At 66.6% G+C, this 21,590-nt stretch carries 22 protein-coding genes; 6 read left to right on the plus strand and 16 right to left on the minus strand.

Annotated features, from left to right (window positions below; translation table 11 throughout):
• The first annotated feature begins 394 nt into the window (after window positions 1-394).
• Window positions 395-787, plus strand: a complete 393-nt coding sequence (locus L6Q96_20900; protein MCK6557009.1) for a four helix bundle protein — start codon at window positions 395-397, stop codon at window positions 785-787.
• 335 nt (window positions 788-1,122) lie between these two features.
• Here the strand turns inward: L6Q96_20900 and L6Q96_20905 are convergent, their stop codons facing one another.
• From L6Q96_20905 to L6Q96_20945, 9 genes are all read right to left on the minus strand, one after another.
• Entirely contained in the window at window positions 1,123-1,431 is a 309-nt protein-coding gene (locus L6Q96_20905; protein ID MCK6557010.1) for a CcdB family protein, read from the minus strand.
• Window positions 1,431-1,661: a type II toxin-antitoxin system CcdA family antitoxin gene (locus L6Q96_20910; protein MCK6557011.1), complete on the minus strand. Its 231-nt coding sequence runs from the start codon at window positions 1,659-1,661 to the stop codon at window positions 1,431-1,433. The genes L6Q96_20905 and L6Q96_20910 overlap by 1 nt, the downstream gene beginning before the upstream one ends.
• Before the next feature lie 105 nt (window positions 1,662-1,766).
• Window positions 1,767-1,931: a hypothetical protein gene (locus L6Q96_20915; GenBank protein MCK6557012.1), complete on the minus strand. Its 165-nt coding sequence runs from the start codon at window positions 1,929-1,931 to the stop codon at window positions 1,767-1,769.
• 278 nt (window positions 1,932-2,209) lie between these two features.
• Window positions 2,210-2,641, minus strand: a complete 432-nt coding sequence (locus L6Q96_20920) for a PIN domain-containing protein (GenBank protein MCK6557013.1) — start codon at window positions 2,639-2,641, stop codon at window positions 2,210-2,212.
• Window positions 2,638-2,886 (minus strand): DUF2191 domain-containing protein, encoded by a 249-nt coding sequence (locus tag L6Q96_20925; GenBank protein MCK6557014.1) that lies wholly within the window; start codon window positions 2,884-2,886, stop codon window positions 2,638-2,640. The genes L6Q96_20920 and L6Q96_20925 overlap by 4 nt, the downstream gene beginning before the upstream one ends.
• Window positions 2,887-3,014: 128 nt before the next feature.
• Window positions 3,015-3,809 carry an enoyl-CoA hydratase-related protein gene (locus L6Q96_20930; protein MCK6557015.1) on the minus strand — a complete coding sequence of 265 codons (795 nt, stop codon included), beginning with the start codon at window positions 3,807-3,809 and terminating at the stop codon, window positions 3,015-3,017.
• Window positions 3,810-3,911: 102 nt separating this feature from the next.
• A complete protein-coding gene (locus L6Q96_20935; protein ID MCK6557016.1) occupies window positions 3,912-4,625 on the minus strand; it encodes a TIGR04283 family arsenosugar biosynthesis glycosyltransferase in 714 nt (237 codons plus the stop codon).
• A 134-nt stretch (window positions 4,626-4,759) separates the two neighbouring features.
• Complete coding sequence (locus tag L6Q96_20940) at window positions 4,760-6,304, minus strand: VWA domain-containing protein (protein MCK6557017.1); 1,545 nt, start codon at window positions 6,302-6,304, stop codon at window positions 4,760-4,762.
• Window positions 6,305-6,323: 19 nt separating this feature from the next.
• A complete protein-coding gene (locus tag L6Q96_20945) occupies window positions 6,324-7,442 on the minus strand; it encodes an AAA family ATPase (GenBank protein ID MCK6557018.1) in 1,119 nt (372 codons plus the stop codon).
• Between the two features lie 104 nt (window positions 7,443-7,546).
• On the opposite strand from L6Q96_20945, the gene L6Q96_20950 reads away from it, so the two are divergent.
• Window positions 7,547-8,317, plus strand: a complete 771-nt coding sequence (locus tag L6Q96_20950; GenBank protein MCK6557019.1) for a protein-L-isoaspartate(D-aspartate) O-methyltransferase — start codon at window positions 7,547-7,549, stop codon at window positions 8,315-8,317.
• A 129-nt stretch (window positions 8,318-8,446) separates the two neighbouring features.
• On the opposite strand, the gene L6Q96_20955 is transcribed toward L6Q96_20950, so the two are convergent.
• The gene (locus L6Q96_20955; GenBank protein ID MCK6557020.1) at window positions 8,447-9,826 is read right to left on the minus strand and encodes a TIGR01777 family oxidoreductase; all 1,380 of its coding nucleotides are present in this window, start codon (window positions 9,824-9,826) and stop codon (window positions 8,447-8,449) included.
• 207 nt (window positions 9,827-10,033) lie between these two features.
• Between L6Q96_20955 and L6Q96_20960 the strand changes: the two genes are divergently transcribed.
• From L6Q96_20960 to L6Q96_20970, 3 genes are read left to right on the plus strand one after another with little or no spacing between them, the layout of a single operon-like run.
• On the plus strand, window positions 10,034-10,756 hold the full coding sequence (locus L6Q96_20960) for a succinate dehydrogenase (GenBank protein ID MCK6557021.1): 723 nt from the start codon (window positions 10,034-10,036) through the stop codon (window positions 10,754-10,756).
• Between the two features lie 2 nt (window positions 10,757-10,758).
• Window positions 10,759-12,690, plus strand: a complete 1,932-nt coding sequence (locus L6Q96_20965; protein MCK6557022.1) for a fumarate reductase/succinate dehydrogenase flavoprotein subunit — start codon at window positions 10,759-10,761, stop codon at window positions 12,688-12,690.
• A complete protein-coding gene (locus tag L6Q96_20970) occupies window positions 12,687-13,457 on the plus strand; it encodes a succinate dehydrogenase/fumarate reductase iron-sulfur subunit (GenBank protein ID MCK6557023.1) in 771 nt (256 codons plus the stop codon). The genes L6Q96_20965 and L6Q96_20970 overlap by 4 nt, the downstream gene beginning before the upstream one ends.
• A gap of 102 nt (window positions 13,458-13,559) precedes the next feature.
• On the opposite strand, the gene L6Q96_20975 is transcribed toward L6Q96_20970, so the two are convergent.
• Window positions 13,560-14,093 (minus strand): peroxiredoxin, encoded by a 534-nt coding sequence (locus L6Q96_20975; GenBank protein ID MCK6557024.1) that lies wholly within the window; start codon window positions 14,091-14,093, stop codon window positions 13,560-13,562.
• A 101-nt stretch (window positions 14,094-14,194) separates the two neighbouring features.
• On the minus strand, window positions 14,195-14,671 hold the full coding sequence (gene dps, locus L6Q96_20980) for a DNA starvation/stationary phase protection protein Dps (protein MCK6557025.1): 477 nt from the start codon (window positions 14,669-14,671) through the stop codon (window positions 14,195-14,197).
• A gap of 168 nt (window positions 14,672-14,839) precedes the next feature.
• On the opposite strand from dps, the gene L6Q96_20985 reads away from it, so the two are divergent.
• Entirely contained in the window at window positions 14,840-16,405 is a 1,566-nt protein-coding gene (locus L6Q96_20985; protein ID MCK6557026.1) for a sigma 54-interacting transcriptional regulator, read from the plus strand.
• Window positions 16,406-16,517: 112 nt separating this feature from the next.
• On the opposite strand, the gene L6Q96_20990 is transcribed toward L6Q96_20985, so the two are convergent.
• From L6Q96_20990 to L6Q96_21005, 4 genes are all read right to left on the minus strand, one after another.
• Window positions 16,518-17,129, minus strand: a complete 612-nt coding sequence (locus tag L6Q96_20990; GenBank protein ID MCK6557027.1) for a superoxide dismutase — start codon at window positions 17,127-17,129, stop codon at window positions 16,518-16,520.
• 163 nt (window positions 17,130-17,292) lie between these two features.
• Window positions 17,293-18,789 carry an SDR family oxidoreductase gene (locus L6Q96_20995; protein MCK6557028.1) on the minus strand — a complete coding sequence of 499 codons (1,497 nt, stop codon included), beginning with the start codon at window positions 18,787-18,789 and terminating at the stop codon, window positions 17,293-17,295.
• Complete coding sequence (locus L6Q96_21000) at window positions 18,773-20,230, minus strand: DNA photolyase family protein (GenBank protein ID MCK6557029.1); 1,458 nt, start codon at window positions 20,228-20,230, stop codon at window positions 18,773-18,775. Before L6Q96_21000 ends, L6Q96_20995 begins: the two co-directional genes overlap by 17 nt.
• A 413-nt stretch (window positions 20,231-20,643) precedes the next feature.
• Window positions 20,644-21,576 (minus strand): LLM class F420-dependent oxidoreductase, encoded by a 933-nt coding sequence (locus L6Q96_21005; GenBank protein MCK6557030.1) that lies wholly within the window; start codon window positions 21,574-21,576, stop codon window positions 20,644-20,646.
• Window positions 21,577-21,590 lie beyond the last annotated feature (14 nt).

Below are 21,590 nucleotides of genomic sequence, written 5' to 3' on the forward strand. Positions count from 1 at the left end.
CTTCGGCCACGGTCCGCTTGCCGGCCCGCTCGCGGTCTTCGGCTACGTCCAGCCGTCCGATGCGTACATCAGCATCGGCTTCCGTTGCGCCCGCTAGTTTCCCCCTTCGCCAAGGCTACGGGGGACGAGGTCCCCTTCGCCAAGGCTACGGGGGACGAGGTCCCCTTCGCCAAGGCTACGGGGGACAGGCACCGTTTCCGCACGTCCTCGGCGGACTGGCGCGCGCCGGTGGGCGGGCGTCTTTTTGCCCGTCCGCCGGCGGAGCCCCCGGATACTTGCCGGACGATTGCGTGCCGGCCTGAAGCTGAGTTGCAGGCGTGAACGAGCGGTAAGCCGGTTGCTGGTGCATGCGGCTCGACCTCGAGCCGACACTATCGAACGAGGAGATCAACGAATGGCTTCCGACCTGATTCCGGTGGCGCAGAAGTCGTACGACCTTTGCGCTGGCCTGTACACATATGTGAATCGTTTTCCCCGCGCGCAGCGCGGGCTGCTGGGCCGCGTCATGCTCGAAGATGCGCTACAGATGCTGGTCTCGGTTACGGTTGCCAATCGCCGCGCGAACAAGATGGAGACTCTGCAAGAGGCGAGCGGGCGGTTGGACGCGCTGCGGATCACGCTGCGACTGAGCAAACGCCTCGGCTTCGTCTCGAACGGCGGCTACGGCTTGGCGAACGCGGGCCTGACCCAGCGTCTCGCGGCGCCAGACGCACCCCAATTCCCAGCCCGGTTTGGCCTGACGTATGGGCAGGGGCAGGGGCAGGGGCGAGGGCAGGGGCTCGGGTGACCCCTTACCCTGGGAGGTGTCCAGCACCCATACGGCGGTGCCTGCCCGCTGTCGCTGCCGTTGTTGCTGGCGCTCACGCCGGCGATAACTCCCTGCGCGGCATCGGTGGCCAGTTGCTTGACCGCCTCCACCTGCGCCCGCGCCTCCTTGAGGTAGTGTTGCAGCTTCCTCGTGCGCCGAAACGATCCCGAGCCGGCGCTGGCCCGCACCCGCAGCCCGTCTTTCCCTACGCCAAGCTCGAGATCCGCCCCATGTGAAGGGCGGTTACGGGCGAACCGCAGAACGGCGCGTACTCGCCCGGAAATGCCCAGTCTCAGCGGCAGCGAGCCGTCAGCTCAGATGCCGGTGAACAGCAGATCGAGCGCGGCGATTAGTTCGGCACGACGGTCATGCAGATTTCCGGCAGCCGTACCGAGCGCCCGGGTTGGTACGGCCGCCAGCTCCTGCAAGATGACCGCGTATTCCGTTCCCTCGATTTCGACCGTCGGATTGAGCCGGCTAATCGGTTTGCCGCGCAGTCTCCTGACCGTTGTCAGCGGCGCGACCACCCGCGTCGCCAGGTCACGCAACAAATCGGCCTGCAGATCGAGCAGGAAGGGATAGCGTTTGCTGCGCTTGTGCCGGAAGAGATCGAACTGCGCCATCAGAACTTCCGCCAGCCATCGCTAAACAGCCCGTCGCGTACCACCAAATCGTTGTACGACTCGATGGCGTCGCGATTTTCTTCGAGCCAGGCGTCGCGCCGCTTGCGCCGTACCGCCTCGGCCACCGCGGCTTCGAACACCGCCGACAGGTTCAAGCCCAATGCCTTTGCCTCGCGCACGATCTCGGCTTTGGCCGACACGTTGGTTGCTATCTTGCGCGCGCTTTTCATGTTGCCTCCGATGGAACAATCGATGCGCATACCCTATGCCCACGCGGCTTTTCTGGCAAGGGCGTTGCGAGTCCTCGTTGGCTCGTCCCATGAGCGCAAGGCCGGCTACTCGCGCACGCCGGCGAGCCCGGTGTTAGACACCCAGCACGTCTCGTCACGCGTCGCCTGACTGGCCAGCGCGCCGCCTGCACCTGTACCGGCGAGCCGGCGCGGCATACCGTCACGGGGACCGAGCATGACCTTGGTGGGGATGTCGCGGAGCGTCCACATGAGCTGCCCACGTGCTGCCGATCGGGGGCGCGTGGATGCGGAACAAACCAGCGCCGGCAGATCCGGCACGGGCGCTTGCGACGCATCTGGTCGTCCGAGACGAAAATCGGAGAACCGGACCACACGCACTTGGTCAGGTCAACGGTGGGTCTAGTCAGACAAGCTGGGGCGGGTCAATTCTGGCGAGCGTCGAAGCCCGGTGTCTTTACTGCAGGAGAATAGGTGCCTGTCCGGAGCTGTCGGGAGTTCTCACGTTCAAGCGCATCAACCGACGTCCTCTACGAGTCCAGCGGATTCAACGTCTTCACGTTGCGAAACCGCGCGAAATCGCGGTCCGTCGTACAGAGGACGGCGCCGTGCTCGATGGCCAGCGCCGCCAGCGCCGCGTCCATCACCAGCGCGCCGGTCACCTGGCCCTCGTGCAGCAGTGTGGAAAGGATCTGCCAGTGCCGATCCCCGGGCTCGATCATCGCGACGCAGGGAAGATCGAGCCAACCGGCGACGACCCCGCGCGCCTCGTGCATGGTGAGCGGTCGTTCGAAGATGCGCGGGCTGGTGATGATCCGCAGAAAGGCCAGGACGCTCATCCAGGCGAGACGAACCGGCTGCGGGCCGGCAAAGCGCTCCTCCAGCCACGCACGGGCCGCTGCGTGATGCTCCGACTGCGGGTGATAGGCATAGAGGAGGAGGTTCGCGTCGATGAGCGTCATCGGTGAACCGGCCCCTCGGCTTCCTCCAGCAACGCACTGACATTGTCCAGGCTGAGGCCGGGCTTGAGGCGGCCGAGCGAGCGGGCACGGATGCGGAATCGAGCTGGCGGCTTCGCCGGGCGCCGGCTGTTCAGCCCAATTCTCAGGAATTCGTTGACGGCCTCCTTGAAGCTGCGTCCGCTGCGGCGTGTCTCCGCGCGGAGCTTGGCGGCTACGTCTTCGTCGAGCGTGAGGGTCGTTCGCATGCCGTGATGCTAGGGAGGAGGCATCATGATGTCAATCGAACCTCACGGGCGAACAGTCAGCGGGAACCGAAGCTATTCGCGAGCCAACCACTTGCACCCACGTGCTTCCGGGCCCAGTCGTGCGCGGTCTATCGATCCCGATACGCCGGCGGCCGCTTCTCCAGGAACGCGAGTACCCCCTCGTGCACATCGCCCGTCTGTGTGCAGAGCACCTGGTTGCGGTCCTCCATCGCGATGACGTGCTCGAGACTACCGGCGTCCAGGCTGGCGTTCAGACACTCCTTGGTGAGCCGCAACCCGAGCGGCGAGGTCGTGAGCATGTCTTCGCACAGGCGGCGCGCCGCGGCCTCCATCTCGGTATCCGGGACGATCTCCGACACGAGGCCGGTCGCCAGAGCGCGTGGCGCGTGAATGAACCGGCCGGTGAGCAGCAACTCCGATGCGACCGAGACGCCGACGATGCGGGGAAGGAAGTAGCTGACGCCGATTTCGCAACCCGACAGCCCGATGCGGATGAACGCCGCGTTCATGCGCATTGATTCACCGGCGATGCGCACGTCGGCGGCCAGCGCCAGCGCGAAGCCACCACCGCAGGCGGGGCCGTGGACGCATGCAATGATCGGTTGTGGAACGTGGCGCATACGGATCGCCAGTTCACTGATGCTGCGCTGGCGCCGCAGGAGGTCCGCGACGCTGCCGCTGACGGCTCCGGCAGCGGCCTCCTTGAGGTCAAGCCCGGCACAGAACGCGCGCCCGGCGCCGCGTATGACGACGATGCGGATCGTGGTGTCCGTCGTCAGACGGTCGAAATAGTCCCGCAAGTCCGCGACCATCTGCGTCGTGAGCGCGTTCAACGAGTCGGGCCGGTTGAGCGTGAGCCAGCTCACGGGACCGTCTTCTCTTACGTCCAGGGTGGCATACATTCGAGCGCGTCCTTTCAACTGAAATCCTTGACAGGTGTGTCGGTTCGCCGCGACCGAACGGAATCCTACCCGCGGTCTAGCTTACGGCACAACGATGGCCGGTCAGCGCGTGTTGGCGTAGAAGCGCCGCAAGCGCTCCGCGGGGACGCCCGCGAAGTACAGGAAACGCAGCGTCCACATCAGCAAGATGGTGCGGACCACGCCGTCGTGACGCCAGCGCCGCGACGACGTGGTCACTCGTTCCCGAAGACACGCGATGCCGCCGGCGCGTTTCATGCGGCGGCTCAGGTCGAGGTCTTCCATCAACGGTATCGAAGCGTATCCGCCGAGCCGTACGAATACTTCGCGGCGGACGAAGATGGCCTGGTCTCCGGTGGCGATGCGCGACAGGCGCGAGCGGAGGTTGATCAGCGCGCTCGTGAGCCGGAGCAGCGGGCTCGACGGTTCCAGATCGACATCGAAACGCCCGCCGACGACATCGTCGGCGGCGAGGGCCGTGCGCACGGCGCCGACGAACCCGGGCGGGAGCAACGTGTCGGCATGCAGAAAGAGGAGAACGTCGCCGCTGGCCCGGCCTGCGCCGGCGTTCATCTGGAAGGCGCGGCCACGCGGCGCTGCCAGTACGATATCGGCGTGCGCTCGGGCGACGGCGCAGGTTGCGTCAGTGCTGCCTCCATCGACGACGATAATCTCGGCTACCCCATGCGCCCGGGCGCGGGCAAGTGTGTCCGCGAGCCTGGTTCCTTCGTCGAGGGTGGGCACGACGATCGAGAGGGTAGGGACCGGCGGCCGAAGTTCGGGGATCGGTGGCGGCACCGACTCCCGACGGCGGCACCGCCGAAACGCCCACCGGGGACTACGGATATCAGCCTTCAAGGTTCGCAGCGCCTTTCCTCGTTCCGGTATGACCGGCGATCCCGGCTCTCTTCACGCATGCCCGCCCCGTGGCCTTACATCCTCAGGAAGACCTCCCGGCCGGCTTCGCTGGTGAGCTGGGTGACGGTGGTAATCTGGTCGCTGAACTCCTTCAAGGCGCCCAGCGAACTCGATCCGACATCGATGAGTACGGAGAAGAGCGCGAATCCCAGTTGCGTCTTCTCGCGCATGAAGTTGCAGAGCCAGTCGGGATCGACGCGGCACTCGCCGTCGGTAATGAAGACGATGTCGCCGCGTTTGAAGCGCGCGCCGCGCAGGCACTCGAGGGCGGCGGTGAGCGGTTTCTGGAAGTCGGTGCCGCCACCGGGGAAGTACTCGGCCAGCGCGAAGACGTGCTCGATGTCCGTCGCGTAGCGCTGGCGAGGGTTCAGGTCGAGAATGTGCAGCGGCGTGTCTGCGGCGGCAAAACAGATCGCCCGGAAACGCCGGCGCTGACGCTGGGCGATGTCCAGCAGTGTCAGCGATATCGCCTTGGCCCAGATCTCCTTGTCGCCTGCCATCGACGAACTGCCGTCGAGGCACACAACCATCGGTCCGCGACCCTTCGTCTCGGTGCCGCGAATTGCGTACTGCGTGAGACGGGCGTCGACCAGTCGGCGGGCGAAATCGCGATGCAGGACGGGATGGCGCAACGCGAGCAGTTCGTGCGGCAGGAGTCGGCTCAACTCCGCTCCCAGCTCGACGTCGAAGACCTCGTCGGTGGCGCGTTCGAACAGCCGTCGCCGTAATGCCCAGGCGAACGTGCGCATGCTTCCGACCAGACGGCTCAGCTTCTTCAGTTTCGGGTTGTCGGCGAGTTGTTTGCCGAGTTCGAGCTGGGCGCCGGCCCGGCTGCGATCGCCGCCGCCGAGCTGGAGACTGAAACTGTCGGCGTCGGCTGCAGTCTGCTCCATGGTGGCGGCCACGTCCGCGGCGGCGCCGGAGATGCGAGGCCCGTGTCGCTCGGTGCTCTCCCGGGCTTCGGCGTGGAACTTGGCGGCCTTCTGTTCCAGCCGGCGCGCGGCGACCTCCGCTTCACGCCCGAGGCGTTGGGCAAGTTCGCCGAGTTGGCGCCGTCCGGCCGACCTGGCCTGACCCTCGAGATCTCGCGCGGTGGCGGCCTGGGCCTGCCGTCCCGCCAGCTCCGCTTCGGTATGCTCCAGGTTCCAGAAATCGAGCATTTCGGCGCGGGTGACGATGCGCTCCGACTTCAGCAGCGCCAGCAAGCGATCTCCGAGCATGACCGCCGCCAGGCCGGCCTTCGCCTCGTCGAGGACCGTCCCGCGGCGGAGCACCTCGAAGGCCGGGCTGCCGACGATCTGCCCGAGGAGGAGCTTGTAGAAGCCCGCACTCGGTACAACGGCGGACTCCGGGTATACGACGATGTTGAGCTTGAACAAGGCGGCGAAGAGGTCGAGGACAAACCCGTCGAAATGGGGGAGGAGCCGACTGCCGCTTTCCTCCAGCGCCCGTAACGACGGGGAGTCCGCCGCCAGGCGGCGCAGCGCGGCCCGGTCGTAGGCGTCAGCCTCGATCCAGTGCGTGTGCAAGTCCGCGATGCGCGCTCGGGGGGGTCCCATCGGCCGTTCCGACGGGTCGTCACAGAGCTTCCAGCATCGCCTGCTGGATGCCTTCGATCTCGTGCTTTACGCGCTGCACGGTATCGAGCGGTCGCCCGTTGTTTCGTGCCTCGTCGAGGATCGCGGCCACCTTGGCGAGGATGTTGCGAATCTTCGTGTGGGCCTCGACGACGGCGCGACTGCGTAGTTCGTGGTTTTCCCAGTGGCGGTGGGCGTAATCGCGCAGCTCTTGAGTCTGGAAGAGCAGGGCTTTCGCGTCCTCCTCATAGCCGCGCAGTAGCTGGTGTATGACGCCGTGTATTTCGGCGCGTTCGGTTGGTTGGTGCCAGAGGATGTGTTCGAGGAGAAAGAGATCGTCGTCGGTCACGATGTCTCGATCGTGGAGGTACGCGTGGGCCCGGAGCGCCGACACCGCCTGCTGGTAGCGACGATCGGAAGCCACGAGCTGCTTGCCGCCCAGTTCGCGACGGATGTCGGCGAGCGCACGGTAGGCCGGCGGCGGCACTGCAACTTGCCGGGCACCTTCCTGCAGCTCGCGCAGGTCGGTCAGCGAGAGTGTGGTGCGCCGCTCTGCCGCCCGGCCCTCCAGCATGCGCAGAAAGCGGAAATCGTCGGCGATGTAGTCGACGACGTAGCGCAGGAGAAACCGGTCGTAGAGCGCCTGGAGCTCGTCGTCTTCCGGCAGTTCGTTGCTGGCGCCGAACAGGGTGACGAGGGGCACGTCGACGACTTCGCGTCCGTTGTGAAAGCGGCGCTCGTTCACGAGGGTCAGGACGGTGTTGAGGATCGAGGAACTGGCCTTGAAGACCTCGTCGAGAAAGGCGATGTGAGCTTCCGGTAACTTCTGCGCCGTGACCCGGCGATAATCGTCGTTTTCGAGCGCTCGCAACGACACGGCGCCGAACAGCTCCTCCGGCGTCGTGAACTTGGTCAGTAGCCACTGGAAATAACGCGTGCCTTCGAGTCGTCGACAGAGCTCGTCGGCGAGCATTGACTTGGCGGTTCCGGTCGGCCCGACGAGCAGGATGTGGTGACCGGAAAGGAGCGCCACCATGGCGCCGTCGATGACCGAGTCGCGTTCGAGAAACAGCGCCGAGAGCTCCTTGCGGATCTGGCGCAGACGTTCACGGGCCCGCATGCGCCGATGCTAAGGGCTGCCTTCGCCCCATTCAAGCGCGACCTGCTTGCCGCCGGTCGCTTGACAGCTCCAAATACCCGTCTGTAAGAGGGAAGGGAGGCCCCGTGCGGTATCCGGTCGAGACGCCTGGGTGTTCCCGCCGCCGATGGGCGGTCGGGTTGGCGCTCGCTCTGGTCACCGCCACGGGTTGCAATTCCGTGACCGCCGATCCGCCGACCGACCCCGCCGACACCTACGCGGCGCCGCGTGCGCGGCTGATCGCCGGTCTGCGAGGCGAGGGTATTCGCGACCCCCGGGTTCTGGCTGCGATCGAGCGCGTGCCGCGCCAGGACTTCGTGCTCCCCGCGGACAGGTCGCGTGCGTACGAGGACCGCGCCCTGGGCATCGAACGCGGACAAACGATTTCGCAGCCGTACGTTGTGGCATTGATGACGGAGTTGCTCGAATTGACCGGCACGGAACGGGTGCTCGAGGTCGGTACGGGCTCGGGGTATCAGGCCGCCGTTCTGGCGCTCGTTGCCGCCCAGGTCTACTCGATCGAGATCGACCCGACACTGGCCGCGGTCGCCGCGGGGCGATTGCGCAGGCTCGGCTACGACAACGTCTCGGTCCGGGTGGGCGACGGTTTTTTCGGTTGGCCGGAGGCGGCACCCTTCGACGCGGTCATGGTTACGGCCGTAGCGCCCCAGGTGCCGCCGGCCCTGGTGGCGCAGTTGAAAGACGGGGGCCGCCTGGTCATGCCGCTCGGTACCGGCGATCGCCAGGATCTGATCCGCGGCCGCAAACGTGACGGACAACTCGTCATCGAGCGCGTGGCGCCGGTGGCCTTCGTGCCGATGACTGGCGCCGTGCGTGTGACGCCACCGGCACCGTGACCTCGTCGATCTTCCAGCGAGCGGCAGCGGGGAATACGACCGGAGAGGCGGCTGGGCCGTCGGTGATGTGCGCCACGCCGCCGGCGCGCGCGCGGCCGGAGTGCCCCGGGGTGCACGGTCGCGCCGCTATTACCGGCGGCCGAGCGTGTGGCGCAGCGCGTCGATCAACTGCGCGTGGCGCCAGACGAAACCCGACGCCTGCAGTCGTGCCGGTACCACGCGAGTGCTCGCCAGCAGCATCTCGTCAGCCATCTCGCCGAAGGCCAACCGTGCCACCACCGCCGGTACGGGGAACGCCGTCGGTCGACCCAGCACACGGCCCAGCGCGCGCGTGAACTCGGCGTTCGTGGCGGCCGCCGGCGCCACCGCGTTGACGGGCCCGTGAAGGCCTTCCGTCCGCAGCGCGTGCAAGATGCAGCCGAGAACGTCGTCGAGGCCGATCCAGCTCATGAGCTGGCTGCCGTCGCCCACACGGCCGCCGACTCCGAGCTGGAACGGCAGGAGCAGCTTGCCGAGCGCTCCGCCACGAGCCGTGAGCACGACGCCGAGCCGCAAATTGATCACGCGAATCCCCCGCTCCGCCGCCGGTAATGTCGCCGCCTCCCACTCCCGACACACCTCGGGCAGAAAGCCGTCGCCGGCAGCGCTGTTCTCGTCCACCGGGTCGGCCGCGCGGTCCCCGTAGAAGCCGATCGCCGAGGCGCAGACGAGTACCCGCGGCGGCCGGTCGAGGCGCGCCAGCGCCTCGCAGAGCAATCGCGTCGTGTTGCCTCGACTCGACCGTACCCGCGCTTTCACGTCCGCCGTCCAACGGCGCCCCGCAATGTTCTCGCCCGCCAGGTGTACCACCGCGTCCAGCGGCGGCCGACCCGACACGTCCACCGCGCCGGTGGCCGGATCCCACCGGGCATTGTCGCCGGCGGCCTGGCGGGCGCCGCGCACGAGCCGCGTGACGGCGTGCCCCCCGGTGGTCAGGAACGGTACGAGAGCCGAGCCGATCAACCCGGAAGCGCCGGTGACCGCGACGTGCAGCGGCGGGCCGTCGTGGCGCGCGTGCGTATCGAGGTCTCCGGCGGTCAGACGGTGCCGGTACTCGAACGTACGATCGAGCAGTCGCTGCACGACCGCCTTCCCAACCGTGGCCCCGACGGCGCCGAACGGCAACGCGAAGACGATGCGATCCTCCAGTGTCGAGGCGTTGCGCCCCTCCGGATCGAAACGGTGCGTGTGTTCCCAACGCGCGAACGGTCCCTCGATCTGTACGTCCCGGAACTGGCGGCCCTCGACGTAATCGCAATGCTCTGCCACCCACTTCACCGAGGTCGGACCGACCGGGATTCGCAGCACGACTCGGGCTCCGTTTTCGATGCCGCCCTGCCGGTCGACTACTTCCAGAGCGGTCCACGGCGGCGTGAGGCGCTCGAGTGCCCCCGGGCGTGCATGCCACGCGAATACGGCCCTGGCTGGCGCGGCCATGCGGCTGCGACGGATGAAGACGTCGCTGCTCATTTGCCATCCCTCTTCAACCCGCAGTCCATAGAATGTGGTTACTACATCCCGCGGCCGACACCAGACACAGCCTGCCGGAAGGCTGCCGACCCGATCCGCCAGCCGTGCTGATGCGATGTAGAATTTCCACTAATAATCAAGCAGTTGTGCGCTGCGGGGGGTGACGCATCGGGCAAAGTGAGGTAGGTTGCCGCGTCGAGCATTCGCATGGCGAGCGCACGCTTTCACCTCTGGTCCTCCATCGGCAAGAAGCTACTGACCGGACTCACCGGTGTGGCGCTGATCGCCTTCGTCATTGCTCACGTAGCCGGCAACCTGACCCTGTTTGTGGGTGGCCCGGCGTTTAATGCATACGCAAAGAGTCTCCACGACCTCGGGGTCCTTGTGATCCTTGCCGAGTTGGGCCTGCTGGCGTTGTTCGGGTTGCACGCCGTCTCCGCCGTGGCCGTGTGGCGCGACGGCCGTCGGGCGCGCCGCCAGCGCAATACCATGGTGGTCAGCAAGGGGCCGCCCAGCAAGCAGACGCTGGCCTCGCGGACGATGATCGTTACCGGCGGCGTGTTGCTGGTCTTCGTCGTCCTGCACGTCCTCCACTTTCGTTTCGGTCCGGGCGTCGCCGACGGCTACGTGACGACCGTCGACGGCGAGCCGGCCCGGGACCTCTATCGTCTGGTCGTCGAGACGTTCAAGCAGCCGGTGCCGGTCGTCGTGTACATGCTGGTCATGGTGCTCCTGGGCTTCCACCTGCGCCACGGGGTGTGGAGTGCGTTTCAATCGCTGGGGGCGCTGACTCCGGGAATGCGCGGAGCGGCGTTCAGCGCGGCTCTGGCGGTGGCGGCGGTCGTGGCGCTCGGCTTCTTCCTCTTGCCGCCGTACATCTATCTGTTCGCTCCCGCGGTTGCCGGGAGCGGCGTTGCCATGGTGCCGTGACGATGGCCACCGACAACACCGAAGCAAAGCTGGATTCACGCGCCCCGAGCGGTCCCGTCGAGACCTCCTGGGAGCGGCACAAGCGCGACGCCAGGCTGGTCAGCCCGGCCAACAAGCGCAAGTTCACGATTATCGTCGTCGGTACGGGCCTCGCCGGCGGTTCGGCAGCGGCAAGCCTGGCCGAGCTCGGGTACAACGTCGTCAACCTCTGCATCCAGGACAGCCCACGGCGAGCGCACAGCGTCGCGGCGCAGGGGGGGATCAACGCCGCCAAGAATTATCCCAACGACGGCGACAGCGTGTTTCGCCTGTTCTACGACACCGTCAAGGGCGGCGATTTCCGGGCCCGCGAAGCCAATGTCTACCGGTTGGCGCAGGAGTCGGTGAACATCATCGATCAGTGCGTGGCTCAGGGCGTGCCGTTCGCCCGCGAATACGGCGGCATGCTCGCGAATCGCTCGTTCGGCGGCGCGCAGGTGTCCCGGACTTTCTATGCGCGCGGGCAGACGGGCCAACAACTGCTACTCGGGGCGTACGGGTCGTTGATGCGCCAGGTGCATGCCGGCGGCGTGAAGATGTTCCCGCGACGCGAGATGCTGGATCTCGTGGTGATTGACGGCCGCGCCCGCGGTGTCGTCTGCCGTAACCTGGTGACCGGTGCCCTCGAGCGCTACGCCGGCGATGCGGTCCTGCTGTGTACCGGCGGCTACTCCACGGTCTTCTTTCTGTCGACGAACGCGGTGAACTCGAACGCCACGGCGGCGTGGCGCTGCTACAAGCGCGGGGCGTACTTCGCCAATCCTTGCTTCACGCAGATTCACCCGACCTGCATTCCGCGCGTCGGAGAGCAGCAGTCGAAGCTCACGCTGATGAGCGAAAGCCTGCGTAACGACGGCCGCGTGTGGGTCCCGAAGGCGGCCGGCGACAAGCGGCTGCCCGGTCAGATCGCCGAGAGCGAGCGCGACTATTTCCTCGAGCGCATGTACCCGGCTTTCGGCAACCTCGTGCCGCGCGACATCGCCTCGCGAGCCGCCAAGCTCGTCTGCGACGAAGGTCGCGGCGTCGGATCCGGGCTCGCCGTTTATCTCGACTTCAGCGACGCCGTTAAACGGCTCGGCAAGGAAACGATCGCGGATCGCTACGGTAACCTCTTCGAGATGTATCGCGAGATCACCAACCATGACCCGTACGAGACGCCGATGCAGATCTACCCGGCACCGCACTACACGATGGGCGGCCTCTGGGTCGACTACAACTTGATGAGCACGATCCCGGGCCTGCACGTGCTCGGCGAGGCCAACTTCTCCGACCACGGCGCCAACCGTCTCGGTGCCAGCGCGCTGATGCAGGGGCTCTGCGACGGGTACTTCGTGATCCCACATACGCTTGGGCACTACCTGGCGGGCGGCGGACTGGTCAGCGTGTCGACCGACCACGCTGCGTTCGCCGAGGCCGAAACGAGGGTGAAAGAGCAGGTTGGCAAGCTGCTCGCCATCGGCGGCAGAAAGTCGGTGCGCGAGTTCCACTACCAGCTTGGGACGTTGCTGTGGGATCGTGTCGGTATGGCGCGCAATGCCACCGGCCTGCGCGGTGCCATCGAGAAGATTCGCGCGATGCGCGACGAGTTCTGGAACAATGTGCGTGTCCCGGGCAGCGGCGAGGACTTTAATAAGGAACTGGAGATGGCCGGGCGGGTCGCGGATTACTTCGAGCTGGGTGAGCTCATGTGCCGGGATGCCCTGGAGCGCGAGGAATCGTGCGGCTGCCATTTTCGCGAGGAGTACCGCACGGAAGAGGGGGAATGTAAGCGCGACGACGAGCGCTTCTCGTTCGTGTCGGCGTGGGAATATGCCGGCCGGACCGGGGATGCCCGCCTGCACCGGGAGCCCCTTGAGTTCGACACCGTCCATCTCGCAACGCGGCAGTACAAATGAGCACGCGCAACGGATTGCGATCTTATTCGCTGAAGATCTGGCGTCAGGCGGGGCCCGATAAACCGGGGAATCTGGTGGACTACGCGGTCTCCGGAATTCACCCGGACATGTCGTTTCTCGAGATGTTGGACCAGCTCAACCAGGACATCGTGTGCGCCGGCGGTGAACCGGTGGCGTTCGATAGCGACTGCCGCGAAGGCATTTGTGGCACCTGCGGTATCGTCATCGACGGCCGACCTCACGGACCGCTGGTGAACGTCACCGCGTGCAATCTGCGTATGCGCGAGTTTCCCGACGGCGCCGCCATCGTTGCCGAACCGTTCCGCGCTAAAGCGTTCCCGATCGTCAAGGATTTGGTGATCGACCGGAGCGCCCTGGACCGCGTCATCCAGCACGGCGGCTACGTCTCGATCAACGTCGGCTCGGCCGCCGAGGCCAACCAGATGCCGATCCCGAAGGACATCGCCGAGCAGGCGATGGATTCGGCGGCCTGTATCGGTTGCGGCGCCTGCGTGGCCTCGTGTCCGAACGCGTCGGCGTCGTTGTTCGTCGGCGCCAAGATCCGGCAGATGATGCTCCTCCCGCAAGGTAAAGCCGAACGGACGCGCCGTGTCCTCGAAATGGTGCAACAGATGGACGCGGAAGGTTTCGGGGACTGCTCGAATCACGGCGAATGCGAGGCCGCTTGCCCGAAGGCCATTACGCTGGAAAACATCGCCACGATGCGCCGCGAGTACGTGCGCGCCGCGCTCAAGTCCGGGTGTTAGGGGGTTGTTGGGCGGTTACCTGCCTAAGTCCCCTAACACCCTGCGCGCTTTACCCGCCCGAATTCCCGGCTCGCCGCACCTGAACAGCCTTCCAATCTGCCCTCATTTCAAAGTCGGCTTTCCCGGCGTCCAGTTGCAGGGGGTGAGCTGCCCCGTCTGCAACGCGTCCAGCACGCGCAGGGTTTCGTCCACACTGCGCCCCACGGACAGGTCATTGACGTTCGCCCAGCGGATCACTCCCTCAGGGTCGACGATGAAGGTTGCGCGCAGGGCCACACCGGCATCCTTGTGCAGGATGCCCAGCGCGCTCGCCAGTTCGCGCTTCAGGTCGGCGAGCATCGGGAACGGGAGGTCGCGCAACTCGGGATGCTGCTGGCGCCAGGCCAGGTGGACGTAGTGCGTGTCCGTGCTCGCGCCGAGTACCTGCGCGCCGCGTTTGGCAAAGTCCGCGTTACGGTGCCCGAACTCTGCGATCTCCGTCGGGCAGACGAAGGTGAAGTCCATCGGCCAGTAGAAGAGCACGAGCCATTTCCCCGGATAGCTCTCGTTGGTGATGTCGGCGAATTCCTTGCCGGGATCGCGGCTCACCGTGGCCTTCATGGCGAAACTCGGGAGTTTGTCTCGAACAGTAAGCATGTCTTTGTCTCCTTCCTGTGTAGGTGCGGTGGTCTGCCTCAGTCTCTTCCTGCCGCCCACCGCGAAGGTGCGGCCGAAGGTGGAGGTTCAGGTCAGAATCGCTAGTCGCCCAGGGTGGCGCGCAGGAACCAGGCGTGCTTCTCGAATTCGGTGACGATCGCCGTCAGCAAATCGACCGTATCCGTATCGCCGGCCTTTTCGGCGTGGGTGCGGGTGCCGCGGACACCAGCGAGGAACCCCTCGATGCGCTCCGCGAGCAACCGCACGTGCTCGAGGTCGCGCGTGGTCGTCTCGTCATAATCCGGCAGGCTCGAACGCGCAGCCACCGACCGCGCCGTGCCGCGGGCAAGACCGCCGAGCGTGACCGCGCGCTCGGCCATGGCGTCGGTGTGTGCCGCCAGGCTCACCGCGAACGTCTCGAACAGCGGGTGCAGCGCCGCGAACTGCGGACCGCGCACGTTCCAGTGCGCAACCTTGATCTGACTGTGCAAGTCCAACCCGTCAGCGAGGCGCTGATTCAACTCTCCGACCAGCGCCGTGCGGGCCGATTCCGGAAGCGGACTGGGAGTCTTGTACATCGCTTTCCTCCTTTGCTCCTACGTTCCGAAGACAGCAGAGATTGTGCCAGTTCTTACTCCACCATCCGGTTGGCGCCAAACGGTCCGCCGGCCTCGCCCGCACCGATATATCGCCGCGGATGGGGTTCGCCGCATTGAAATATCGGTGCCCACCGATATGGTGACGCTATGGACGTTTCGCGGGACGAGTTGCTCGATCTGACGGAAGACCTGAAGGAGTTGGTACAGCTAGCCGCCGCGGATGACGGTCTGGACGATCTCCTGCGTCGGGGTTTGGACTGGGTGGCACGGCTGGCACCCTACGATCTGGCGACGGTCTTCGAGGTTAGAGACGGTCATCTCGTCGTGCGGGCGGCGCGGGGTCCGATGGCAGGTCCGGCGATTCGCACGCATCGGCTGGCATTATCGTCGTTTCCGACGATTCGGGAAGCGCTCGAGACGCGACGGGCCCGGGTGTTCACCGAGGACGACCATGCGCATGGCGACGGGGACCCGTTCGATGGCGTGCTCGACCTGCCGCCCGGGCACGCGTGCATGGTGGTGCCGTTATGCGCCGGGGACCGGTGCCTCGGCGTCATGACGCTCGATCGCGCTCGTTGCGAGCCGTACCCGCAGCCCGTTGCGGATCTCGTGCAGGTGTACGCGCAGGTCCTGGCGTTGGCCATCCACCACGCCGAGCAACGCCTGCGTCTCGCCCGCTTGTATCGGCAGGATCAGGAGCGGGTACGCTTGCTGGAGGAACAGTTGGCCGGCGATCCCGAGGGGGTGTTGGCGTCGAGCCGCAGTCCGTTGATGCAGGAGGTGGTCGCCCGTGCGCGACAGGTGGCGGCCACCGATACGCCGGTGCTGATTCTCGGGGAAACCGGCACCGGAAAGGAACGTCTGGCCAGGGCGATTCACCGTTGGAGTCGGCGGGCGGCGCAACCTTTCGTGGCCTTGAACTGCGCGGCGATTCCCGCCGGCCTCCTCGAGAGCGAGTTGTTCGGGCACGTGAAAGGTGCCTTCACCGGTGCGACCCGGGACCGGATGGGGCGCTTCCAGATGGCAAACGGCGGCACGCTCCTGCTCGACGAACTCGGCGAGTTGCCGTTCGAGCTGCAGGCGAAGTTGCTGCGCGTACTGCAGGAAAACCAGTTCGAGCCGGTTGGCAGCGACCGCGGCATCAAGGTCGATGTGCGCATCGTCGGCGCGACGCAGGTCGATCTCGAACGCGCCCTTGCCGCCGGCCGGTTTCGTCCCGACCTGTTCTACCGCTTGAACGTCTTCCCGCTCCGCTTGCCGGCGCTGCGGGAGCGGTTCGAAGACCTGCCGGCGTTGTGCGAGGTGTTGCTGGCCGAACAGGCCGGTCGCACGGGGCGGCGTTCGGCCGGCCTCACCCCGGCGGCACTCGCGCAACTGCGCGGGTACGCCTGGCCGGGCAACATTCGCGAGTTGGCGAACGTGATCGAGCGGGCAACGATCATGGCCGGCGGCGCGGCGATCACACCCGATCTGTTCGACGTCCCCGCCGCGCACGCCGCCCCGCACAACCGGGCGGCGGAGGTGTCGCTGCCCGCCGTTCACGAGGCTGCTCCGCCGCCCACGCTGGCGGATGCCGAGCGCGAGCACATCCGCCGCGCCCTGGCGTTCACCGGTGGGCGGCTCTACGGCCCCGGGGGAGCCGCCGCGGTGCTTGGGCTCAAACCGTCCACGCTGCAGAGCCGGATGAAGAGGCTGGGCATCAGGCGCGAGTAGACGGCGGGAAGCTCCGATTGTCGTCCCTGGCTGGTCGGGTGTCGTTCGCCGCGGGGAGGCCGCGCTTGCCACGGCCTCCCCGATTGGCGGTGCCTACTTCTTCGACCGGCCGTCAGGCCTTCTCCAGATTCTGCGACGCGAAATCCCAGTTGACGAGGTGGTTTAGGAACGTCGCTACGTAATCCGGCCGGCGGTTCTGGTAATCGAGGTAGTAAGCGTGTTCCCAGACGTCGACGGTCAGTAGCGGCGTCGCCGCCGTTGTCAGGGGCGTCTCGGCATTCGGGGTCTTCACGACTTTGAGCTTGCCGCCTTCGGAAACGAGCCACGCCCAGCCGCTGCCGAACTGAGTCGTGGCGGCGGTGGCGAGAGCTTCCTTGAACTTGTCGAAGTCGCCGAAGTCCCGCGCAATCAGCGAATCGAGTTTCTGCGGGGGCTTGCCCCCGCCGCCCTTGCGCATGCTCTGCCAGTAGAACGTGTGATTCCACACCTGCGCGGCATTGTTGAAAATGCCGATCTGATCGGGCTTTCCGGCGACCGCCTTGATAAGGGATTCGAGCGAATGCTCGGCCAATGGCGTGCCGGACACCAGCTTGTTCGTGTTGTCGACGTACGCCTTGTGGTGCTTGCCGTGGTGGAAGCCGATGGTGTTCTTCGAGATGTGCGGCTCCAGTGCGTCGTCGGCATACGGCAGTTGGGGAAGAGAGAACGGCGCTTTGTCACTCATGGATATGCCACTCCTTTCGCAGCGACAGTCCGGCCGCGACGCCCCGGCCCATACGGCGGCGACGGTACGACCGGCGGTCCAGTAATGGTGAGTTCGCCTTCATTCGACCATGAGTCTGGCGGCGCTGCAACCTGGGGGCCGAGTGGGCGACCGGTGGAAGAAATCATCGCCGGGGTGCGGCCGCCCGCCGGTCTCCGGGCACCGCCAGCGCGTGGGCTGCGATGCGGCGGAGCATCCCGGCGAAGATGAGCTGGTGCAACGGGTAGACCCCGTACCAGTACGCGAGTCCGGACAGACCGACGGGGTCGAAGATCGCAGTCTGCCGGATCTCGCTGCCATCGCCCGCCGGCCGGACGTCGAACTCGAGCCATGCCCGGCCCGGGAGCTTCATCTCGGCGAACAAACGCAGGCGCCGGTCGGGCTCGTACGCTTCCACTCGCCAACAGTCCATGGCGTCGCCCGGACGGAGTTGCTCGGGGTCGCGGCGTCCGCGCCGCATGCCGACGCCGCCGGCGAGCAAGTCCAGCCATCCGCGGAGATCCCAGAGCCAGTCGCCGTAGTACCAGCCCGTGCGCCCTCCGAGTCGGCGAATCGGCGTGAAGGCCGCGTGCGGCGACACCGGGACGTGGACGCTGCGCGAGTCGACCAGGCGGCTGCCGAAACGCACTCCGCCCCATTCCCGAGGCTTGCCGGCCGCCGACAGTGCGTCAGACCACCGCGTTTCGGCGAACTCGCGATCTTCGTTGCGCAGGGCGGCCGCGATGGCATCCTTCACCCCCACGGGCTCGATGGCGAATGCGCGGCGGGCAGCGTCGTCGCGGACCACGGTCGGGTAGTAAATGCTGTCGATCAGCTTGCGGCCGACGCGTGCATACAGCGGCGTGACCAAGCCCAGCCACAGGCTGGAAAGCCGCGGCGTCAGGACGGGAACACGGATCTTGACGCGGCGCAGGCCGCGCTGCCGACCGTACTCGTCGAGGAGGTTTTCGTACGACACCACGTCGCGCCCGCCGATCTCGTAGACCGGGTTGCCGTCCACGCGCAGCTCCGCCGCGGCGAGCAGGTACTGCAGGACGTCGGTGATCGCGATCGGCTGCGCCTGGTTCGCCACCCAGCGCGGGGTGAGCATCACCGGAAGCCGTTCCGCCAGCGCCCGGATCATTTCGAACGACAGCGAGCCCGAGCCGATGATGATCGATGCCCGGAACTCGATGACCTGAACGCCCGACGCCCGCAATACGTCGCCGACTTCGTGGCGGCTGCGCAGATGCGGAGAAAGCGCGAGATGGCTGTCCCCGAGGCCCCCCAGATAGACGATCCGTTTCACACCCGCCGCACTGGCGGCTAGACCGAAGTTCTCCGCTCCGCGCCGATCCTCCTGCTCGAAGGACCCGGGGGAACCCATGGCGTGGACCATGTAGTAGGCCGTCCGCACGCCGCGCAGGGCCGCCGCCAGACCGTCGGGATCGAGCACATCGCCCCGAACCACTTCCGTTCGCGGTCCCACTCGCGCCTGCAAGAACTCCGGCCGTCGGGCAAGGCAGCGCACCGACCGACCCGCGGCTTCGAGCTGGTGCAGGAGGCGTCCGCCGACGTAGCCGCTGGCGCCGGTGAGCAGCACGAGGCCACCGACCGGTGCGCGATCAGGTGACGCTTGCATTCGAGGCTCCGCGTCTGATGGCGGCAAACGCCGTGAGGGCGGTGGCGCGCGCCTTCGCGTGATCGACGATTGGTGCCGGGTACGTGCGATCGAGCACGACGCCGGCCGCGGCGCGTACGGGTTCGGGGGCCGCCCATGGTTTGTGGATCCAGCCCGTCGGCAATCCTGCCAGCTCCGGAACCCAGCGCCGCACGAACGTGCCGTCGGGGTCGAACCGGTCGCCCTGGGTCACCGGGTTGAAGATGCGGAAAAACGGGGCGGCGTCGGCCCCGCAACCGGCGGTCCATTGCCAGCCCAGCGTGTTGTTGGCGAGATCGGCGTCGACCAGGGTATCCCAGAACCACGCGGCGCCATCCTGCCAGGGAACGCGCAAGTGCTTGACCAGGAAGGACGCCGCCACCATGCGCACCCGATTGTGCATCCAGCCAGTGTGCCAGAGTTCGCGCATGCCGGCGTCCACCAGCGGGTAGCCCGTGCCACCCCGACGCCAGGCGCGCTGCGCCCGGTCGTTCCGCGCCCAGGGGAACTCGGCGAACTCCCGCCGCAGTGGTTCGGTGGTTGTGCGCGGGAAGTGGAACAGGACGTGGTGCGCGAACTCCCGCCAGCCGATTTCGCGGAGGTAAGCGTCTATGCCCGCGGCGCACGCGGGATCGCGGGCCGTCTGAGCGCGGGCCGCCGCAAAAACCTGGCGCGGGCCAATCTCGCCGAAATGGAGGTGCGGCGATAAACGCGATGTGCCGGAAAGATCGGGGCGGTTTCGATCGTCGGCGTAGCCGACCGCCAGATCGTGGAGAAAACGATCGAGCGACGCGGACGCGGCGTGTTCGCCCGGTGTCCACGCGGCCCGGATTCCACCCGTCCAGTCGTACGCGGGCAGCAGCCCGAGCGCGTCGAGCGCCAGCGATGCCGGCCAGACCGACGATGCCGGCAGCCCGGGCGGGGCGGCGATCGGTCCCAGCGGCGGTTTCCCGGCGAGGGCGGCTTTCCAGAACGGCGTGAAGACCTGAAAGGGCTTGCCGGTCCCGGTCGTGAGCGCCCATGGCTCGAACAACAGACCACTGTTGAAAGTCTCGACGAGCACACCTCCGGCTCGCAGGGCGTTCTTGATGTCCGCATCGCGCGAAAGGGTCTGCGGTTCGTAGCGCCGGTTCCAGAAGACCGCTGCGGCGCCGGTCTCGCCGACGAGGGTTCGCAGCGTTGCCCCGGCCGCGCCACGACGCACGACCAGGCCGGACCCGCGGGCCCGGAGGTCGGTGTCGAGACTTGCGAGCGAGTGGTGCAGCCACCACCGCGACGCCGCTCCCGGCGCGGCCTCGCCCTCTTCCTGGGGAGACCAGATGTACACCGGTATCACCGGTCCCCCGCGGGCAACCGCGGCGCTCAAAGCCGGGTTGTCCGCAAGGCGCAAGTCGTGGCGAAACCACACGAGCGACGGGCGCATGCCCGTATACTACCGCCAGAATACGGCGAGCCAATCCACGCCCCGAGACCCGGCGCCGGGAGCCGCGGCGACCGGCGACGCGACCGCCGGCGTCGGGTCGCCCGAATTCGCTTGGCGTGCGAGCAGGATGTTCTTGTATGATGTGGGCAGAGATGGCTGCGGAAAGATCGACAAGGGCAAAGCGCCTCGCAGTACTCCTCGCGCTTCCCGCCCTGCTTCTGTGCGTACCGCCTGCACGCTTCGATTCCGACTGCCGATAATACCTTCACCTGTGGAATCGGAATCGCACCGCCGCCGATTTACTGGGTTTCAGCGCCGCGGGCCTTGCCGGCGAGCGCGGCGAGGTGACCTTTGCCGCCGCTCAGTGCACTGCCAGCGCGACGAGTATCCGCTGCCGGTAGGTACGGTTGCGCTCAGGCGAATGCCGGCGCGACCCGTTCGGCGAAGAGCTCGAGCGTGTCGGGCTGGTTGAAGTCGCTGAAAAGGATCGTGAAGAAAGTCACGCCCTGCTTGTGGCGGGCGTGGATGGCCTCGACGAGCTGCTCCGGCGTCCCTTTCAGGGCCGTACGATCGACGTCGAAAACCGCGCCAAGGGTTCCCCGCGCGAACTGCAGCTTTTCCTTGAGCTCCTTCTCGTTTCTTGCGAGGACGACGATGCACTGCTCGGAGACCTCGATGGTCGCAGGATCGCGGCCGATGGCTTCGCAGTGTCGCGCAAGGACACCCAGTTTCTTCTCCAGCTCCGGCGCCGCGTTGTTCGGGCAGTTCCAGATGTCCGCATGCTCGGCAACGAGGCGGAGGAGATGTCTCTCGCCGGCGCCGCCGATTAGCAGCGGTGGATGAGGCTTGCGCAGCGGCTTCGGATTATTGGGCGCCTCTTCTATCGTATAGTACTTCCCCTGGAACGTGGCGCGGTCCTCGGCGAACATCCGCTTGATTACCGCTAGCGCCTCCTCGAACTGCTCCAGCCGCACGCGGATGGGCGGAAACGGATAACCGTAGGCGCGGTATTCCTCCTCCATCCACCCGGCGCCGATGCCGAGCAGGAACCGCCCGTTGCTGATGTTGTCGAGGCTGGCGGCCATCTTCGCCACCAGGGCCGGGTTGCGGTACGAATTGCAGACCACGAGCGTGCCGATGCCGATGCGCTCGGTCACCGCCGCCACCGCCGACATGAGCGTCCAGGCCTCGAGGTGATCGAGGTCGGGCATCCCCTTCGCCCAGAAATGATCCATGAACCAGAACGAGTGGAATCCCAGTCGTTCGGCGAGGGCGACGCGCTCCTTTATGGCCGAGAACGTCACCCCGACCTGAGGCGCGAAAATACCGAACTTGACCCTGACCATCGTGTTCCCGAAGA

The sequence above is a fragment of the Candidatus Binatia bacterium genome, from assembly GCA_023150935.1.
GTDB lineage: Bacteria > Desulfobacterota > Binatia > HRBIN30 > HRBIN30 > JAKLJW01.

What these genes read in the sequence shown, in the direction of transcription:
- L6Q96_20900 (MCK6557009.1), top strand. Translation starts at nt 395, where the DNA reads ATGGCTTCCGACCTGATTCCGGTGGCGCAGAAGTCGTACGACCTTTGC.
- L6Q96_20905 (MCK6557010.1), bottom strand. Translation starts at nt 1,431, where the DNA reads ATGGCGCAGTTCGATCTCTTCCGGCACAAGCGCAGCAAACGCTATCCC.
- L6Q96_20910 (MCK6557011.1), bottom strand. Translation starts at nt 1,661, where the DNA reads ATGAAAAGCGCGCGCAAGATAGCAACCAACGTGTCGGCCAAAGCCGAG.
- L6Q96_20915 (MCK6557012.1), bottom strand. Translation starts at nt 1,931, where the DNA reads ATGTGGACGCTCCGCGACATCCCCACCAAGGTCATGCTCGGTCCCCGT.
- L6Q96_20920 (MCK6557013.1), bottom strand. Translation starts at nt 2,641, where the DNA reads ATGACGCTCATCGACGCGAACCTCCTCCTCTATGCCTATCACCCGCAG.
- L6Q96_20925 (MCK6557014.1), bottom strand. Translation starts at nt 2,886, where the DNA reads ATGCGAACGACCCTCACGCTCGACGAAGACGTAGCCGCCAAGCTCCGC.
- L6Q96_20930 (MCK6557015.1), bottom strand. Translation starts at nt 3,809, where the DNA reads ATGTATGCCACCCTGGACGTAAGAGAAGACGGTCCCGTGAGCTGGCTC.
- L6Q96_20940 (MCK6557017.1), bottom strand. Translation starts at nt 6,304, where the DNA reads ATGGGACCCCCCCGAGCGCGCATCGCGGACTTGCACACGCACTGGATC.
- L6Q96_20945 (MCK6557018.1), bottom strand. Translation starts at nt 7,442, where the DNA reads ATGCGGGCCCGTGAACGTCTGCGCCAGATCCGCAAGGAGCTCTCGGCG.
- L6Q96_20955 (MCK6557020.1), bottom strand. Translation starts at nt 9,826, where the DNA reads ATGAGCAGCGACGTCTTCATCCGTCGCAGCCGCATGGCCGCGCCAGCC.
- L6Q96_20960 (MCK6557021.1), top strand. Translation starts at nt 10,034, where the DNA reads ATGGCGAGCGCACGCTTTCACCTCTGGTCCTCCATCGGCAAGAAGCTA.
- L6Q96_20965 (MCK6557022.1), top strand. Translation starts at nt 10,759, where the DNA reads ATGGCCACCGACAACACCGAAGCAAAGCTGGATTCACGCGCCCCGAGC.
- L6Q96_20970 (MCK6557023.1), top strand. Translation starts at nt 12,687, where the DNA reads ATGAGCACGCGCAACGGATTGCGATCTTATTCGCTGAAGATCTGGCGT.
- L6Q96_20975 (MCK6557024.1), bottom strand. Translation starts at nt 14,093, where the DNA reads ATGCTTACTGTTCGAGACAAACTCCCGAGTTTCGCCATGAAGGCCACG.
- dps (MCK6557025.1), bottom strand. Translation starts at nt 14,671, where the DNA reads ATGTACAAGACTCCCAGTCCGCTTCCGGAATCGGCCCGCACGGCGCTG.
- L6Q96_20985 (MCK6557026.1), top strand. Translation starts at nt 14,840, where the DNA reads ATGGACGTTTCGCGGGACGAGTTGCTCGATCTGACGGAAGACCTGAAG.
- L6Q96_20990 (MCK6557027.1), bottom strand. Translation starts at nt 17,129, where the DNA reads ATGAGTGACAAAGCGCCGTTCTCTCTTCCCCAACTGCCGTATGCCGAC.
- L6Q96_20995 (MCK6557028.1), bottom strand. Translation starts at nt 18,789, where the DNA reads ATGCAAGCGTCACCTGATCGCGCACCGGTCGGTGGCCTCGTGCTGCTC.
- L6Q96_21000 (MCK6557029.1), bottom strand. Translation starts at nt 20,230, where the DNA reads ATGCGCCCGTCGCTCGTGTGGTTTCGCCACGACTTGCGCCTTGCGGAC.
- L6Q96_21005 (MCK6557030.1), bottom strand. Translation starts at nt 21,576, where the DNA reads ATGGTCAGGGTCAAGTTCGGTATTTTCGCGCCTCAGGTCGGGGTGACG.